At 58.6% G+C, this 14,964-nt stretch carries 15 protein-coding genes; 10 read left to right on the top strand and 5 right to left on the bottom strand.

Annotation, left to right across the window (positions count from 1 at the left end; translation table 11 throughout):
* The first annotated feature begins 44 nt into the window (after nucleotides 1-44).
* Genes F475_RS15120 through F475_RS15130 form a run of 3 tightly spaced genes read left to right on the top strand, consistent with a single transcriptional unit; the run spans nucleotide 45 to nucleotide 2,720 of the window.
* A complete protein-coding gene (locus tag F475_RS15120; protein ID WP_018925813.1) occupies nucleotides 45-1,484 on the top strand; it encodes a cytochrome ubiquinol oxidase subunit I in 1,440 nt (479 codons plus the stop codon).
* A gap of 3 nt (nucleotides 1,485-1,487) precedes the next feature.
* Nucleotides 1,488-2,495 (top strand): cytochrome d ubiquinol oxidase subunit II, encoded by a 1,008-nt coding sequence (gene cydB, locus F475_RS15125; protein WP_018925814.1) that lies wholly within the window; start codon nucleotides 1,488-1,490, stop codon nucleotides 2,493-2,495.
* Nucleotides 2,496-2,552: 57 nt separating this feature from the next.
* Nucleotides 2,553-2,720, top strand: a complete 168-nt coding sequence (locus tag F475_RS15130; RefSeq protein ID WP_081625770.1) for a DUF2474 domain-containing protein — start codon at nucleotides 2,553-2,555, stop codon at nucleotides 2,718-2,720.
* A 71-nt stretch (nucleotides 2,721-2,791) separates the two neighbouring features.
* On the opposite strand, the gene F475_RS15135 is transcribed toward F475_RS15130, so the two are convergent.
* Together F475_RS15135 and F475_RS15140 are read right to left on the bottom strand one after the other, a co-directional pair.
* The gene (locus F475_RS15135) at nucleotides 2,792-3,916 is read right to left on the bottom strand and encodes a class I SAM-dependent methyltransferase (RefSeq protein ID WP_111454229.1); all 1,125 of its coding nucleotides are present in this window, start codon (nucleotides 3,914-3,916) and stop codon (nucleotides 2,792-2,794) included.
* A 184-nt stretch (nucleotides 3,917-4,100) separates the two neighbouring features.
* Complete coding sequence (locus F475_RS15140) at nucleotides 4,101-4,811, bottom strand: autoinducer binding domain-containing protein (RefSeq protein ID WP_111454230.1); 711 nt, start codon at nucleotides 4,809-4,811, stop codon at nucleotides 4,101-4,103.
* A gap of 292 nt (nucleotides 4,812-5,103) precedes the next feature.
* Here F475_RS15140 and F475_RS15145 point away from each other — a divergent pair, with 292 nt between their 5' ends.
* A complete protein-coding gene (locus F475_RS15145; RefSeq protein ID WP_111454231.1) occupies nucleotides 5,104-5,880 on the top strand; it encodes a ferredoxin--NADP reductase in 777 nt (258 codons plus the stop codon).
* Between the two features lie 44 nt (nucleotides 5,881-5,924).
* Here the strand turns inward: F475_RS15145 and mscL are convergent, their stop codons facing one another.
* Complete coding sequence (gene mscL / locus F475_RS15150; protein WP_111454232.1) at nucleotides 5,925-6,338, bottom strand: large-conductance mechanosensitive channel protein MscL; 414 nt, start codon at nucleotides 6,336-6,338, stop codon at nucleotides 5,925-5,927.
* Between the two features lie 285 nt (nucleotides 6,339-6,623).
* On the opposite strand from mscL, the gene katB reads away from it, so the two are divergent.
* The 3 genes from katB to radA are packed head-to-tail and all read left to right on the top strand — an operon-like array spanning nucleotide 6,624 to nucleotide 10,190.
* Nucleotides 6,624-8,165 carry a catalase KatB gene (gene katB / locus F475_RS15155; protein WP_018925820.1) on the top strand — a complete coding sequence of 514 codons (1,542 nt, stop codon included), beginning with the start codon at nucleotides 6,624-6,626 and terminating at the stop codon, nucleotides 8,163-8,165.
* Nucleotides 8,166-8,222: 57 nt separating this feature from the next.
* Nucleotides 8,223-8,777, top strand: a complete 555-nt coding sequence (locus F475_RS15160; RefSeq protein ID WP_111454233.1) for an ankyrin repeat domain-containing protein — start codon at nucleotides 8,223-8,225, stop codon at nucleotides 8,775-8,777.
* A gap of 45 nt (nucleotides 8,778-8,822) precedes the next feature.
* The gene (gene radA, locus F475_RS15165) at nucleotides 8,823-10,190 is read left to right on the top strand and encodes a DNA repair protein RadA (protein WP_019581287.1); all 1,368 of its coding nucleotides are present in this window, start codon (nucleotides 8,823-8,825) and stop codon (nucleotides 10,188-10,190) included.
* A gap of 63 nt (nucleotides 10,191-10,253) precedes the next feature.
* Here the strand turns inward: radA and F475_RS15170 are convergent, their stop codons facing one another.
* Nucleotides 10,254-10,622, bottom strand: coding sequence for a PilZ domain-containing protein (locus F475_RS15170; RefSeq protein WP_064620492.1), 369 nt, complete (start codon nucleotides 10,620-10,622; stop codon nucleotides 10,254-10,256).
* Between the two features lie 160 nt (nucleotides 10,623-10,782).
* On the opposite strand from F475_RS15170, the gene F475_RS15175 reads away from it, so the two are divergent.
* The 3 genes from F475_RS15175 (at nucleotide 10,783) to yjiA (ending at nucleotide 14,155) form a co-directional block, all read left to right on the top strand.
* Nucleotides 10,783-12,849 carry a carbon starvation CstA family protein gene (locus F475_RS15175; RefSeq protein ID WP_111454234.1) on the top strand — a complete coding sequence of 689 codons (2,067 nt, stop codon included), beginning with the start codon at nucleotides 10,783-10,785 and terminating at the stop codon, nucleotides 12,847-12,849.
* Between the two features lie 15 nt (nucleotides 12,850-12,864).
* Nucleotides 12,865-13,062, top strand: coding sequence for a YbdD/YjiX family protein (locus F475_RS15180; protein WP_007937254.1), 198 nt, complete (start codon nucleotides 12,865-12,867; stop codon nucleotides 13,060-13,062).
* 121 nt (nucleotides 13,063-13,183) lie between these two features.
* Entirely contained in the window at nucleotides 13,184-14,155 is a 972-nt protein-coding gene (gene yjiA / locus F475_RS15185; RefSeq protein ID WP_026286390.1) for a GTPase, read from the top strand.
* Between the two features lie 118 nt (nucleotides 14,156-14,273).
* Here the strand turns inward: yjiA and F475_RS15190 are convergent, their stop codons facing one another.
* Complete coding sequence (locus F475_RS15190; RefSeq protein WP_111454235.1) at nucleotides 14,274-14,963, bottom strand: GntR family transcriptional regulator; 690 nt, start codon at nucleotides 14,961-14,963, stop codon at nucleotides 14,274-14,276.
* Nucleotide 14,964 lies beyond the last annotated feature (1 nt).

Raw genomic sequence — 14,964 nt, forward strand, 5'->3', positions numbered from 1 at the left:
AGGCCGCAAGCCTTCAGCCAGTATTACCTGACAGAGGAAGACTTATGTTCGGTTTGGAGGCGCTTGATCTCGCCCGGATTCAGTTCGCGTTCACCATTTCGTTCCACATCCTGTTCCCGGCCATCACCATTGGCCTGGCGAGTTACCTGGCGGTACTCGAAGGCCTGTGGCTGAAGACGCACAACGACACTTACCGCGATCTGTACCATTTCTGGTCGAAGATCTTTGCCGTCAACTTCGGCATGGGCGTGGTGTCCGGCCTGGTCATGGCCTATCAGTTCGGCACCAACTGGAGCCGCTTCTCGGATTTCGCCGGTTCCGTGACCGGGCCGTTGCTGACCTACGAGGTACTCACTGCGTTCTTCCTCGAAGCCGGCTTCCTCGGCGTCATGCTGTTCGGCTGGAACAGGGTCGGGCGCAAGCTGCACTTCTTCGCCACCGTCATGGTCGCCATCGGTACCCTGATCTCGACCTTCTGGATTCTCGCCTCCAACAGTTGGATGCAGACCCCGCAGGGCTACGAAATCGTCAACGGCCAAGTCATTCCAGTGGACTGGCTGGCGATCATTTTCAACCCGTCGTTCCCTTACCGCCTGATGCACATGGCCACGGCGGCGTTCGTCGCTACCGCCTTCTTCGTCGGTTCGTCGGCGGCCTGGCATTTGCTGCGCGGCAAGGACAACCCGGCCATCCGCACCATGCTCTCGATGGCCATGTGGATGGCACTGATCGTGGCGCCGATTCAGGCCGTCATCGGTGACTTCCACGGCCTCAATACCCTCGAGCACCAGCCGGCGAAAATCGCTGCGATTGAAGGTCACTGGGAAAATGTCGGCGATGAGCCGACCCCGTTGATCCTGTTCGGCTGGCCGGACATGAAAGCCGAAAAGACCAAATTCGCGGTCGAGATTCCGTACCTGGGCAGCTTGATCCTGACCCACACCCTGGACAAACAGGTGCCGGCGCTCAAGGAGTTCCCGCCTGAAGACCGGCCGAATTCGACCATCGTGTTCTGGTCGTTCCGGGTCATGGTCGGCCTGGGTTTCCTGATGATCTTCACCGGTTTGTGGAGCCTGTGGCTGCGCAAGCGCGACACGCTGTATACCTCGCGTCCGTTCCTGTACCTGGCGCTGTGGATGGGCCCATCCGGCCTGATCGCGATTCTCGCTGGCTGGTTCACCACTGAAATCGGCCGTCAACCGTGGGTGGTCTACGGCTTGATGCGCACGGCGGATGCGTCCTCCGGGCATAGCTTCGTGCAGATGAGCATCACCTTGATCATGTTCGTCGTGGTGTATTTCGCGCTGTTTGGTGCCGGTCTTGGTTACATGATGCGCCTGGTGCGCAAAGGGCCGAAGATCGACGAAGGCAAGGAAACCAACGAAGGCGGTCCTGGCCAGAAGCGCACGCCGGCCCGTCCGCTGTCCGCCGCCGACGACAACGGTGACGGCGATCACAACCACAGCCTGACCAAGGAGATTTGAATCATGGGTATTGATCTTCCGCTGATCTGGGCCGTGATCATCATCTTCGGCATCATGATGTACGTGGTCATGGACGGCTTCGACCTGGGGATCGGGATTCTTTTTCCGTTCATCAAGGGCAAGACCGACCGTGACGTGATGATGAATACCGTCGCCCCGGTCTGGGACGGCAACGAAACCTGGTTGGTATTGGGCGGCGCGGCATTGTTCGGCGCCTTCCCGCTGGCCTATTCGGTGGTGCTCTCGGCGTTGTACCTGCCGCTGATTTTCATGCTGATCGGGCTGATTTTCCGTGGCGTGGCCTTTGAGTTTCGCTTCAAGGCCAAGGACGCCAAGCGCCACTTGTGGGACAAGGCATTCATCGGTGGTTCGATCGCCGCGACCTTCTTCCAGGGCGTGGCATTGGGTGCGTTCATCGATGGGCTGCCGGTGGTCAATCGTCAGTTTGCCGGTGGTTCACTCGACTGGCTGACGCCGTTCACGATGTTCTGTGGCGCGGCGCTGGTCGTGGCTTATGCGCTGCTCGGTTGCACCTGGCTGATCATGAAGACCGAAGGCAAGCTGCAGGAGCAGATGCATGACCTGGCGCGACCATTGGCCTTCGTGTTGCTGGCGGTGATTGGCATCGTCAGCGTCTGGACGCCGTTGGCCCACGCCGAGATCGCCGCACGCTGGTTCACCCTGCCTAATCTGTTCTGGTTCCTGCCGGTGCCGATTCTGGTGCTGGTAACTTTGTACGGTCTGATTCGCGCGGTGGCTCGCAATGCGCATTACACGCCATTCCTGCTGACCCTGGTGCTGATCTTCTTAGGCTACAGCGGTTTGGGAATCAGTCTGTGGCCGAACATCGTGCCGCCGTCGATCTCGATCTGGGACGCTGCCGCACCGCCGCAGAGCCAGGGCTTCATGCTGGTGGGCACGCTGTTCATCATCCCGTTCATCCTGGGTTACACCTTCTGGAGCTACTACGTGTTCCGCGGCAAGGTCACCCATGAAGACGGTTACCACTAGCCCATACGAATACGGCGCAAGGTTGATACCTGCGCCGTTGCAGAGGAGAACGCGATGATGGCTGGCAAACCTGATTTGCAGGAAATCGAAGCCGCAGAGAAAAAGCCGCTTTGGCAACGACTCGGCTGGCTGGCGTTGATCTGGGCCGGCAGCGTTGGGGCACTGTTCATCGTGGCCACGCTGATGCGCATGTTCATGAATGCCGCGGGTCTGAGCACCCACTGAAATTCCCATCCCGTTGCCTTGCGGCACGGATTTTTAACCCTCCTGCGACGGAGGGTTTTTTTTGCCTGCTTTTATTTGCGTGCCTTGAGAATCACGAACTTGGGAGTAGCGGCTACTTGTTCGACGCCGCGGAACAGCCGCGCAAGCTTGCTGTGATAGCCCAGATGACGGTTGCCGACGATGTACAGCGCGCCGCCCACCACCAGCGCTTCGCGCGCTTGCTGGAACATCCGCCAGGCCAGGAAATCGCCGACCACTTGCTGTTGGTGGAATGGCGGATTGCACAGCACCACGTCGAGGGATTGGGGTTCCTGCCCCGCCAACCCATCGCCGGCACGTACGATCACGTCACGATCACCCAGCGCCGCGCGCCAGTTTTCAGCGGCCGATTGCACGGCCATGAATGACTCGTCCACCAATGTGTAATGGGCCTCGGGGTTTTGCAGGGCGCTGGCGATCGCCAGCACGCCGTTGCCACACCCCAGATCGGCGACCCGCGCTGTGCCGAGGTTGTTCGGCAAATGCGGCAGAAAGGCTCGCGTGCCGATATCCAGCCCTTCGCGACAGAACACGTTGGCGTGATTGAGCAGTTCGATTGCAGGCGTGTCGAGTCGATAGCGCGTCGGGTATGGAGAGACAGCGGGGGCTTTGGTTTCGGGCGTGGCGATCAGCAGCCGAGCCTTCTTCACGGCCAGCGAGGCTTGCACCGGGCCGATGTAGCGCTCCAGCAGATCGCCCGCGGCACGTGGCAGGTGCTTGACCATCGCGGCGGCAATCACTTGAGCACCGGGAGCCAATTGACCCTGTAGCCGGATCAGTTGCTCTTCCAGCAAGGCCAGGGTTTTCGGTACCCGGATCAATACTCGGTCAAACGGCCCGACGAACGCTTCGCTGGCTGGTACGCTCGGCACCGCATCAAACGCCTGGCCATTGCGCGTGAGGTTTTTTTCGAGCCCCTGAAAGGCCAGAAATGAATCGCCGCTGCTGGTCACTCGGACCTTGCCCGCCAGGCTAACGGCCAATGCGCCGAAGCTGTCGTTGAGCACCAGTACGCGAGTATCAGCCGTCGGTTGTTGCCCGGCCAGATGATTGAGCAGGTATTCGTCTGCGGCATCAAACGCTTGCAGTGGTTCGTTCTGCTGTTCTGGCTGGCGGATCAGGTCGAGTTGGGCGAAAGAAGTTTCGAGCAGAGGCATGAGGCGGAGGGCTCTGGGTAGTCAGCGGAGATAATCAACGAGTGGCCGCCGGACGTTGTAGCGGGCGGAGCCATCCGAGCGGACTGCGTCGTGGACGCTTCACACGACATCACTCGGGATGGAGCGCAGATGGTACGTTTTTTTGGTCTGGATTACTTGCAGGGATTACCTGATTCGAACAGTTTCAGATGACGCCAGCTTTCGCTGCCCTGATCACCGCCGCGATCTTGTTATTGACGCCAAGTTTGTGGATGGCGTTCTTTACATGGAAATGCACAGTGCTTTCGCTCACGCAGAGGATGATTGCGATCTCGCAGGCCGTCTTGCCGACGGCTGAGTATTTCAGCACCTCGATTTCTCTGCATGACAAACTCGTTGTGGGCGGCTTCAGCGAGGAGGCCGGCAGGTCTTTCGCGATAATCCCGTGCAGGTGACGGTTGATAAACATCGCGTAGCCCAGATTTTTGTACAGTTCATACGCGGTAATCGGGCAATGGGTTCTGGCCACGCTCAAGATGCTGCAAAGCCCGTTCTTATCATGAACGGATTGGGACCAACCGTAGTGCAACCCCTGGTTTTTTTGCGCTTGCCACAGCCGTGGTGTTTTTGAATAGCACTCTTCTTGCCAGAGAATCGGTACTTCGGAGCCGCAGCAGTGGGCTAGTATTGGATCAACCGCATCGTAATGCTCGTTTTGATATTTCGTGTTCCATTCGCTAGGGTAATTATTCAGGATTATCTTATGGCGGTGTGTCCCTGTTGTTGGGGATGTTATTGAAAATGCACAAAAATTAAAGCCCATATTTTTAACGAGGTTAAGCGATATCTCGTACGCGGTCTCTATTTTTTGAGCGCAAGAAAGCTGTGTTAGCTGTGACTCCTTCCACACTTTCATTTGGTAACTCCATGCGGAATTTCTTGGGGGGGGTGCCGATTGGATCCAAGATCCGGCACGTCCCAGAGTGTAGGAGAATTCTTACAAGCATGCTGAACTATTTTGCTCTTGAAAAATTCTGTAGCTGCATAACTAGTTCTTAGCGTTGTTTTAGGGTTATACAAAATCAACACTCCGGTACTAGTTCTTTATTGCACTGCCCAAGTCTCTGCACGAATAACACTACAAACCATCGGTGTTTACGTCGTCTGCTTTGGGGGACACTGGTGTCATCTGTTGATCGGAGCGGCCCATGACTGCCAGTGTTGAAAAATTCACTCGTCAGACCTTGCTTGAGGTCCAGCCGTTGACTCCGAACCTGTTCACCCTGCGTACCACCAGGGATGCGGGCTTTCGTTTCCGAGCGGGGCAGTTCGCCCGGCTGGGTGTCACCAAGACAGACGGCAGCACGGTATGGCGGGCTTATTCCATGGTCTCTTCGCCCTATGACGAGTTCCTCGAGTTCTTCTCTATTGTTGTGCCGGGAGGGGAATTCACCAGTGAGCTGTGTCGGCTGGAAGCTGGCGATACGCTGCTGGTCGACCGTCAGGCCTTCGGTTATCTGACGCTGGATCGCTTCGTCGATGGCCGTGATCTCTGGTTGTTATCCACAGGCACGGGCGTGGCGCCCTTTCTGTCGATCCTGCAGGACTTCGAAGTTTGGGAGAAATTCGAACGAATCATCCTGGTCTACAGCGTGCGCGAAGCGCGGGAGCTGGCGTACCAGGCATTGATTGCGGAGCTAGCGCAGCGTGACTACCTGGCCGAGTACGCGCACAAACTGCAATTCATTCCCACCGTCACCCGCGAACAGCATCCGGGTGCCTTGAACGGGCGGATCACCAGCCTCATCGAGAATGGCGAACTGGAACAGACGGCCGGTGTAGCGCTGACAGCCGAGCATTCGCGGGTGATGCTCTGCGGTAACCCACAGATGATCGATGAGACGCGTAAGCTGCTGAAACAACGGGACATGCACTTGAGCCTCAGTCGCCGACCTGGCCAAGTGGCGGTGGAAACCTACTGGTAAACAAACGGCGCCCCGGAGGCGCCGTTTCTCTGGGCAATCAGCGATCAGGGCCGATTGTTCTGAGCCTTGAGCAGATCGCGGATCTCGCTCAGCAATTCTTCTTCCTTGGTCGGAACCGGCGGCAGGGTTGGCGCAACGGCCTCTTCGCGTTTCAGACGGTTAATGGCCTTGACGCCCATGAAGATCGCGAAGGCGACAATGATGAAGTCGATCATGCTCTGGATGAACTTGCCGTAGGCCAGCATCACCGCCGGGACATCACCGTTGGCAGCCTTGAGCGTAATGGCCAGGTCACTGAAGTCCACCCCACCGATCAGCAGTCCGATGGGTGGCATCACCACGTCGCCGACAAATGACGTAACGATTTTGCCGAAGGCGGCGCCGATGATAATACCGACGGCCATGTCGACCACATTACCTTTGACCGCGAAGGCCTTGAACTCACTTATCACGCCCATAGGTTATTTCCTTGTTACAGATGAGGTTGGTGAGCGCAGTGTAAATCAGCAAAGCATCCCTTGCTTGAAACGCCTTCTTACAATGCTCGTGTCTATCGACACATCTTCCGGCAATTAGTTTACAAAATGCCACTCTTCGCGCGCGTCTACCCGCTCTAGACCGGGCTTTCCAGAACCTTTTCGCTATCGGCCCGGTACGGGATTTCTATTTATGTTTTGGCCTTTGGGTCACTAGCCTCTGTGGTGCGCACCAGGATGCGCTTAATAAAACCAGAGGAAACTTCCATGACAACTCCCCTTGGCCTCGGGGCTTTTCCCCTTCGTCGTACCTTCGGCGTTCTGAGCGTCAGCCTGCTGTCCTTCTCCATCAACGCTGCGACGTTGACCCGTGATAATGGTGCCGCTGTCGGCGACAACCAGAACTCGCAAACCGCCGGCGCGACCGGGCCGGTGCTGTTGCAAGACGTACAGTTGATTCAGAAGCTCCAGCGTTTCGACCGTGAACGCATTCCTGAGCGTGTGGTGCATGCCCGTGGCACCGGCGCCCATGGCACGTTCACCGTGACTGACGACCTCAGTGACTTGACCAAGGCCAAGGTATTCGCCGGCGGCCAGAGCACGCCAGTATTTGTGCGTTTCTCCGCAGTGGTCCATGGCAACCACTCCCCGGAAACCCTGCGTGACCCGCGGGGGTTCGCCACCAAGTTCTACACCGCCGACGGTAACTGGGACCTGGTCGGCAACAATTTCCCGACCTTCTTCATTCGGGACGCCATCAAGTTTCCGGACATGGTCCATGCCTTCAAGCCGGACCCGCGCACCAATCTTGACGATGACTCCCGTCGTTTCGATTTCTTCTCTCATGTTCCGGAAGCCACTCGCACCTTGACCGAGTTGTATTCCAACTCCGGCACCCCGGCCAGTTATCGGGAGATGGACGGCAACAGTGTACATGCCTACAAGTTGGTTAACGCCCAGGGCGAAGTTCACTATGTAAAGTTTCACTGGAAAAGTTTGCAGGGAATAAAAAATCTCACTCCTAAAGAAGTCGCCAATGTTCAAGGTCAAGATTACAGTCATATGACCAACGACTTGGTTGCTCATATTAACAAGGGGGACTTTCCGAAGTGGGACTTGTACGTCCAGGTTCTAAATCCTCAAGATTTGTCCAAGTTTGATTTCGATCCATTGGACGCCACCAAGATCTGGCCCGGTGTTCCTGAGCGAAAAGTTGGACAGATGGTATTGAACCGTAATCCGGCGAATGTATTCCAGGAAACCGAACAAGTGGCGATGGCACCGGCCAACTTGGTTCCGGGTATCGAGCCTTCGGAAGATCGCTTATTGCAGGGGCGAGTGTTCTCGTATGCCGATACCCAACTGTATCGCCTGGGGGCCAATGCACTGCAGTTGCCGATCAACGCACCGAAAGTCGCCGTGAACAACGGTAATCAGGATGGTGCGATGAACATCGGCGCCAGCAGCACGGGGGTGAATTACCAGCCGAGCCGTCTGCTGTCCCGTGAGGAGCCGCAAACCGCGCGTTACAGCCAGTCGACCCTGTCGGGCAGCACGCAGCAGGCGAAGATTCAACGTGAGCAGAACTTCAAGCAGGCCGGTGATCTGTATCGCTCGTTCAACCAGAAGGAACGTCAGGACCTGATCGACAGCTTCGGCGGCTCCCTGGCCACCACCGATGACGAGAGCAAGCACATCATTCTGTCCTTCCTCTACAAGGCCGACCCGGAATACGGGACAGGCGTAACCAAAGTGGCCAAGGGTGATCTGGCCCGGGTCAAGGCGTTGGCGGCCAAACTGGTCGACTGATCTATCTGCCTGAAGCGGGGCCTCGTACGGGGTCCCGTCTGACCAAGGAGTCCCGCCATGCGTGTTTATCTGTCTGTGTTTCTGGCGTGCGTGTCGTTCGGTGTATTTGCCGGGCCTGACGCGCAAGTCTCGAAGGACCCCGAGGCGCTGAAAGCGCAATTGCAGGATTACTATTTCGATGCCGCCCGAAGGGGGGATGTGCCGATGCTCGATACCTTCATCGAGGCCGGCTATTCCCTCGACACCCGCGACAGCAAGGGTTACACCGCGTTGATACTGGCCGCCTATCACGGTCAGGGGGCTGCCGTGGAGCGCTTGTTGGCGGCCGGGGCGGACGCCTGCGCTCAGGACCAACGCGGCAATACCGCGCTGATGGGCGCGATTTTCAAAGGCGAAGTGCAGATCGCTCGAACCCTGCTGGCCGCCAATTGCAGCCCCGACCAACGCAACGGCGCCGGGCAGACTGCCGCAATGTATGCCGGGTTGTTCAAGCGCGTCGAGTTGCTCGACGCACTCAAGGCCAAAGGGGCGGACCTGAACGCCGAGGATCCGTTGGGCAACAGTGCCGCGCGTCTGGCCAGCGGTGAAATCCGCACGGCGGCGCCGCGCTGATCCGCGTCAGCTGAGCTATCATCGCGGTTTTTGCCGGGAGTTCAGATGGCCAAGGCCAAGCGCATGTACGGCTGCACCGAGTGTGGCTCAACCTTCCCCAAGTGGGCCGGCCAGTGCGGCGAATGCGGAGCCTGGAACACGCTGACCGAAACCATGGTGGAGAGTGGCGGCGCCGCGGCCCCCAGCGGTCGCACCGGTTGGACCGGCCAGCAGGCACAGATCAAGACCCTGGCCGAAGTCAGCGTCGAAGAAATTCCGCGTTTTTCCACGGCGTCCAGTGAGCTCGATCGTGTTTTGGGTGGCGGCCTGGTGGATGGCTCGGTGGTGTTGATCGGTGGTGACCCCGGCATCGGCAAGTCGACGATTCTGTTGCAAACCTTGTGCAACCTCGCCAAGAGCATGCCGGCGCTGTATGTCACCGGCGAAGAGTCCCAGCAACAAGTGGCCATGCGTGCCCGGCGGCTGGGCTTGCCTCAGGATCAACTGCGGGTGATGACTGAAACCTGTATTGAAACCATCATTGCCACCGCCCGGCAGGAAAAGCCCAAGGTGATGGTGATCGACTCGATTCAGACGATCTTCACCGAGCAACTGCAGTCGGCACCGGGGGGCGTCTCCCAGGTGCGCGAAAGTGCGGCATTGCTGGTGCGTTACGCCAAGCAAAGCGGCACGGCGATTTTCCTCGTGGGCCATGTCACTAAAGAAGGTGCGCTGGCCGGCCCCCGAGTGCTGGAGCACATGGTCGACACCGTTCTGTATTTCGAAGGCGAATCCGATGGGCGCCTGCGTTTGCTGCGGGCGGTGAAAAACCGGTTCGGCGCGGTGAATGAACTGGGCGTGTTCGGCATGACCGACAAAGGACTGAAAGAAGTCTCCAACCCTTCGGCGATTTTCCTGACACGCGCTCAGGAAGAAGTCCCGGGCAGTGTGGTCATGGCCACGTGGGAAGGCACCCGGCCGATGCTGGTGGAAGTCCAGGCGCTGGTAGATGACAGCCACCTGGCCAACCCGCGCCGGGTGACGCTCGGTCTGGATCAGAATCGCCTGGCCATGTTGTTGGCGGTTTTGCACCGCCACGGCGGCATCCCGACCCACGATCAGGACGTGTTCCTCAACGTGGTCGGCGGTGTGAAGGTCCTGGAAACCGCTTCTGATCTGGCGCTGATGGCGGCGGTCATGTCCAGTTTGCGCAACCGGCCGCTGCCGCACGATCTGCTGGTGTTTGGCGAAGTCGGGTTGTCGGGTGAAGTACGCCCGGTACCGAGTGGCCAGGAGCGCTTGAAAGAGGCGGCCAAGCACGGCTTCAAACGCGCCATCGTACCCAAGGGCAACGCGCCGAAAGAGCCACCGCCGGGGTTGCAGATTATCGCCGTGACGCGCCTGGAACAGGCCCTCGACGCACTGTTCGAATAAACCGTAAACGGGACACAAACCCTGTGGGAGCGAGCAGGCTCCCACAATGGAAGGGGGAGGCCTTCAGGCTTCGATCAGGGCACCCAATTCGCGCTCTAGTTCCCGGGGATCGCCCAGGTTGAACTCAATCAACCGTCGCAGGCGCTCGATGGATTCCAGGCTGATGTGTTTGCAGACGAACCCGAGCTGGCCATGGTCATCGTGGGTCAGTTGCACATCCATCTTGATGGCGAGGTCATCGTTGAGATGAATGTCGACCAGGAAATGCCATTCCCGATTACCCAGCCATGGCTCGGGCTTCTCGACCAGCAGTCCCTTGAGCGATAGGTCAATCAGCCGCACCGGCCAGGTGAATTCCCCTTGGCTCAGCTCGGTTCGGGCATCGAACGCAATACGTCTGAAGCGGCGGCGATCGGCAGGTTGTTCGCTCATGGCGCAATCCTCGTAAAGGTTCGCTGACTATAGACCTGCATTGCCGGAGGCTGCCAGCACAGTGATGGCTCTAGACTGATGTCGAACTATGGTCTTTGCCGCCAGTAGCGCTAAACTCGAGATGGCTGTCTTTCTTGTCCACTCTGGCTGGAATCATAAAATGAAAAATAATAATAGCCCGCTACGCCACTTACCCTGGCTGCTGCTGGCAGTCGTAGGAGCGTGCGCCCTGGGCGTAGTGGCATTGCGTCGAGGCGAGGCGATCAACGCCTTGTGGATCGTTGTCGCAGCCGTCGCTATCTATCTTGTCGCATACCGCTACTACAGCCTGTTCATCGCTAACAATGTGATGCAACTCGATTCGCGTCGGGCTACACCTGCCGTAATCAACAATGACGGTCTGGACTACGTGCCGACCAATAAACACATTCTTTTCGGCCACCACTTCGCGGCCATCGCCGGCGCGGGACCGCTGGTCGGTCCGGTGTTGGCGGCGCAGATGGGTTACCTGCCCGGTACGCTGTGGCTGATTGCCGGCGTGGTGCTGGCCGGTGCGGTTCAGGACTTCATGGTCCTGTTCATGTCTACCCGCCGCAACGGCCGTTCCCTGGGCGACATGGTCCGTGAAGAAATGGGCCGTATCCCCGGGACCATCGCGCTGTTTGGCTGCTTCCTGATCATGATCATCATCCTCGCGGTGCTGGCGCTGATCGTGGTCAAGGCCCTGGCCGAGAGCCCGTGGGGCATTTTCACGGTGATGGCGACCATCCCGATCGCGATGTTCATGGGCGTCTACATGCGCTACATCCGCCCGGGCCGTATCGGTGAAATCTCGGTGATCGGCGTGGCGTTGCTGCTGGGTTCGATCTGGCTGGGCGGGCAGATCGCCGCTGACCCGGTGTGGGCCAAGGCGTTCAGCTTTACCGGGGTCCAGATCACCTGGATGCTGATCGGCTACGGTTTCGTGGCAGCCGTGTTGCCGGTGTGGCTGATTCTGGCGCCGCGTGATTACCTGTCCACGTTCCTCAAGATCGGCACCATCGTTGCGCTGGCGATCGGCATTCTGATCACCATGCCCGTGCTGAAAATGCCGGCATTGACCCAGTTCATTGACGGCACCGGGCCGGTGTGGAAGGGCGGGCTGTTCCCGTTCCTGTTCATCACCATTGCCTGTGGCGCAGTGTCGGGTTTCCATGCGCTGATTGCTTCCGGCACCACGCCGAAGCTGCTGGATAACGAAGTCAACGCTCGCTACATCGGTTACGGCGGCATGCTGATGGAATCCTTCGTGGCGATCATGGCGATGGTGGCCGCTTCGGTGATCGAGCCGGGCGTGTACTTCGCCATGAACAGCCCGGCCGCGGTTGTCGGCGGTGATGTGGTGGCGGTAGCGACAGCGGTCAGCAACTGGGGCTTTGCCATCACGCCGGAAGCGTTGCAAGCGGTAGCCAAGGACATCGGTGAAACCACCGTCCTGGCCCGTGCCGGCGGTGCGCCGACCCTGGCGGTCGGTATCGCGCAGATCCTGCACAGCGTGCTGCCGGGCGAAAACACCATGGCGTTCTGGTACCACTTCGCGATCCTGTTCGAAGCACTGTTCATCCTCACCGCGGTCGACGCCGGCACCCGTGCCGGGCGTTTCATGCTGCAGGATTTGCTCGGCTCATTCGTACCGGCGCTGAGACGCACCGAGTCCTGGACCGCCAACCTGATCGCCACCGCCGGTTGTGTGGCGATGTGGGGCTACCTGCTGTACCAAGGCGTGATCGACCCGTTGGGTGGCATCAACACCTTGTGGCCGCTATTCGGTATCTCCAACCAGATGCTGGCTGGTATCGCGTTGATGCTGGCAACTGTCGTGCTGATCAAAATGAAACGCCAACGCTACATCTGGGTCACCATGCTGCCAGCCGTTTGGTTGCTGATCTGCACCACCACTGCAGGCTTCATCAAGCTGTTCGACGCCAACCCGGCGATCGGCTTCCTGTCGCTGGCCAAGAAGTACAGTGATGCCCTGGCCAGCGGTCAGATCCTCGCTCCGGCCAAGAGCATCGAGCAGATGCAGCACGTGATCTACAACGCTTATACCAACGCAACGCTGACCGCACTGTTCCTGTTCGTGGTGTTCAGCATCCTGTTCTATGCGCTCAAGGTCGGCATTGCCGCCTGGGGCACCAAAGAACGCACGGATAAAGAGTCGCCATTCCAGGCTCAGCCGGATGCGTAACCTGAGGATTGCACCATGTTCAATGACCTGAGTCGCCTCGGTAAATACCTCGGTCAGGCCGCACGCCTGATGGTCGGCATGCCCGACTACGACAACTACGTCGAGCATATGCAAACCAAACACCCGGACAAACCGGTGATGAGTTACGAGGCGTTCTTTCGGGAGCGCCAAGAGGCTCGCTACGGCGGCAAGGGTGGACCGAAGTGCTGTTGATGTACGCGGTTTAGGTAACACACCACTGTAGGAGCAGGGCTTGTCGGCGAAGGCGATCTTCAAGATGCTTTCGCCGGCAAACCTGGCTCCTACAGTTTTTTTGCGTCCGGGAGATCTTATTTTGTTAGCGCCAATCCCTGTCACGATCCTCAGCGGCTTTCTCGGCGCTGGCAAAACCACCTTGTTGCGCCACCTGCTCAAAGCCGAGCACGGCCTGAAAATCGCCGTGATCGAAAACGAGTTCAGTGACGCCGGCATCGACACCCAACTGTTGGGCGACGAGCCAGTGCAAGTGATGACGCTGTCCAACGGCTGCGTCTGCTGCACCATCCACACCGATTTGACCAAAGCGCTGTACCTGCTACTGGAGCGCCTGGACAGTGGCGAAATCGCCTTTGACCGCCTGGTGATCGAATGCACCGGTCTGGCCGACCCGGCCCCGGTGGCACAAACCTTTTTTATCGATGAAGAGCTGCGCGAGCGCTACATCCTCGACGGCATCATCACCCTGGTGGACGCGGCTCATGCCGAACTGCACCTGACCCAGACCATTGCCCAGGCGCAGATCGGTTTTGCCGACCGCTTGCTGGTGAGCAAGCGCGATCTGGTGGATGAGCCGACCTTCACTGCCCTCAGCGAACGCCTGACCCGGATCAACCGTCGCGCGCCGATTCGTGTGGTCGACCACGGTAAGATTGATCTGGCCGAATTGCTCGATGTGCGTGGCTTCAACCTCAATGCCGACCTCGGTGGTGGCGTGAGTTTGCGCCCGGTGAGCAAGGCGCCCTCCATCGATCGCATTTCCAGCCTGGTGCTGCGTACCGACAAACCGCTGGATATCGACAAGCTCAGCGAGTTCATGAACGAACTGCTGGAAGACCATGGCAAGCAATTGCTGCGCTACAAAGGCGTTTTGAACATTCTTGGTGAGCCGCGGCGCATGGTGTTCCAGGGCGTGCTGAAATTGTACGGCTTCGATTGGGATACCGAGTGGGCGGACGATGACACGCGCGAAAGCGTGATCGTGTTCATTGCCGATGAGTTGCCGGAGGAGAAGATTCGCGAGGGGTTTGCGCGGGTTGCGGCGCAGTAAGCCCCGACATTTTCAGCGGGCCCGATGTCGTCGTCGCAAGCAGGTCGAATCGTCGCACCGTCGCTCCCACAAGGGGATGCATTTCCAGTGTGGGATCGAGCCTGCTCGCGATGGCAATCTACCCGGCAACACGATTCTGGCTGAGTACTGATCCGGAGTGCAGCAGTACCTCCTCAAGATGATCCAGATGCCGGTGCATCAACATTTCGGCCATCACCACATTCCCACGTTCTACCGCATCGACAATCCCCATGTGCTCCTGCCATCCGCAATAATCACCGGTCTGAGCGTCATACTGCGCAATCGCCAATGAAGTCAGCGGCACCAGACTGCCAAGAAAATGCGCCAGCGGCGCATTTCCCGCCATTTCGGCCAGTTGCAAGTGAAACTCCCCCGATAACCGGATCGCTGGACCACGCTCCTTGCATTGGCGTTCGCTTTCGATCAAGGCTCGCAGGCGCTTCAGGTTTTGCGCACGAGGTTGCTGGCAGGCAAGTTTCACTAGCGTGACTTCGGTCAGACGGCGAGCATGAAGCGTCTGACGGGTCTGTTCGGCATCGGGATCGGCGACCCGGGGGCGATGATTGGTCCGCAGGATGATGATCTGCTGATGGGACAGCTGCGTCAGTACTCCACGAATGTCACTGCGCCTGGCACCGAACATCTGCGCCAGGCTTTCTTCGGTAAAGCGACTGGCCGCATTGATGCGCTGTTCGAGAATGGCGTCGAAGATTCGCGAATAGAGATCATCCGCCGGCGGACGAAAGGGCAGGGCAACAAGCGTTTGTGGTGAGGCGAAGCTGTTCATG

This window comes from Pseudomonas sp. URMO17WK12:I6 (assembly GCF_003253625.1).
Lineage (GTDB): Bacteria > Pseudomonadota > Gammaproteobacteria > Pseudomonadales > Pseudomonadaceae > Aquipseudomonas.

Coding starts and splice junctions, on each gene's coding strand:
- F475_RS15120 (WP_018925813.1), top strand. CDS start 45: ATGTTCGGTTTGGAGGCGCTTGATCTCGCCCGGATTCAGTTCGCGTTC.
- cydB (WP_018925814.1), top strand. CDS start 1,488: ATGGGTATTGATCTTCCGCTGATCTGGGCCGTGATCATCATCTTCGGC.
- F475_RS15130 (WP_081625770.1), top strand. CDS start 2,553: ATGGCTGGCAAACCTGATTTGCAGGAAATCGAAGCCGCAGAGAAAAAG.
- F475_RS15135 (WP_111454229.1), bottom strand. CDS start 3,916: ATGCCTCTGCTCGAAACTTCTTTCGCCCAACTCGACCTGATCCGCCAG.
- F475_RS15140 (WP_111454230.1), bottom strand. CDS start 4,811: ATGAAAGTGTGGAAGGAGTCACAGCTAACACAGCTTTCTTGCGCTCAA.
- F475_RS15145 (WP_111454231.1), top strand. CDS start 5,104: ATGACTGCCAGTGTTGAAAAATTCACTCGTCAGACCTTGCTTGAGGTC.
- mscL (WP_111454232.1), bottom strand. CDS start 6,338: ATGGGCGTGATAAGTGAGTTCAAGGCCTTCGCGGTCAAAGGTAATGTG.
- katB (WP_018925820.1), top strand. CDS start 6,624: ATGACAACTCCCCTTGGCCTCGGGGCTTTTCCCCTTCGTCGTACCTTC.
- F475_RS15160 (WP_111454233.1), top strand. CDS start 8,223: ATGCGTGTTTATCTGTCTGTGTTTCTGGCGTGCGTGTCGTTCGGTGTA.
- radA (WP_019581287.1), top strand. CDS start 8,823: ATGGCCAAGGCCAAGCGCATGTACGGCTGCACCGAGTGTGGCTCAACC.
- F475_RS15170 (WP_064620492.1), bottom strand. CDS start 10,622: ATGAGCGAACAACCTGCCGATCGCCGCCGCTTCAGACGTATTGCGTTC.
- F475_RS15175 (WP_111454234.1), top strand. CDS start 10,783: ATGAAAAATAATAATAGCCCGCTACGCCACTTACCCTGGCTGCTGCTG.
- F475_RS15180 (WP_007937254.1), top strand. CDS start 12,865: ATGTTCAATGACCTGAGTCGCCTCGGTAAATACCTCGGTCAGGCCGCA.
- F475_RS15190 (WP_111454235.1), bottom strand. CDS start 14,963: ATGAACAGCTTCGCCTCACCACAAACGCTTGTTGCCCTGCCCTTTCGT.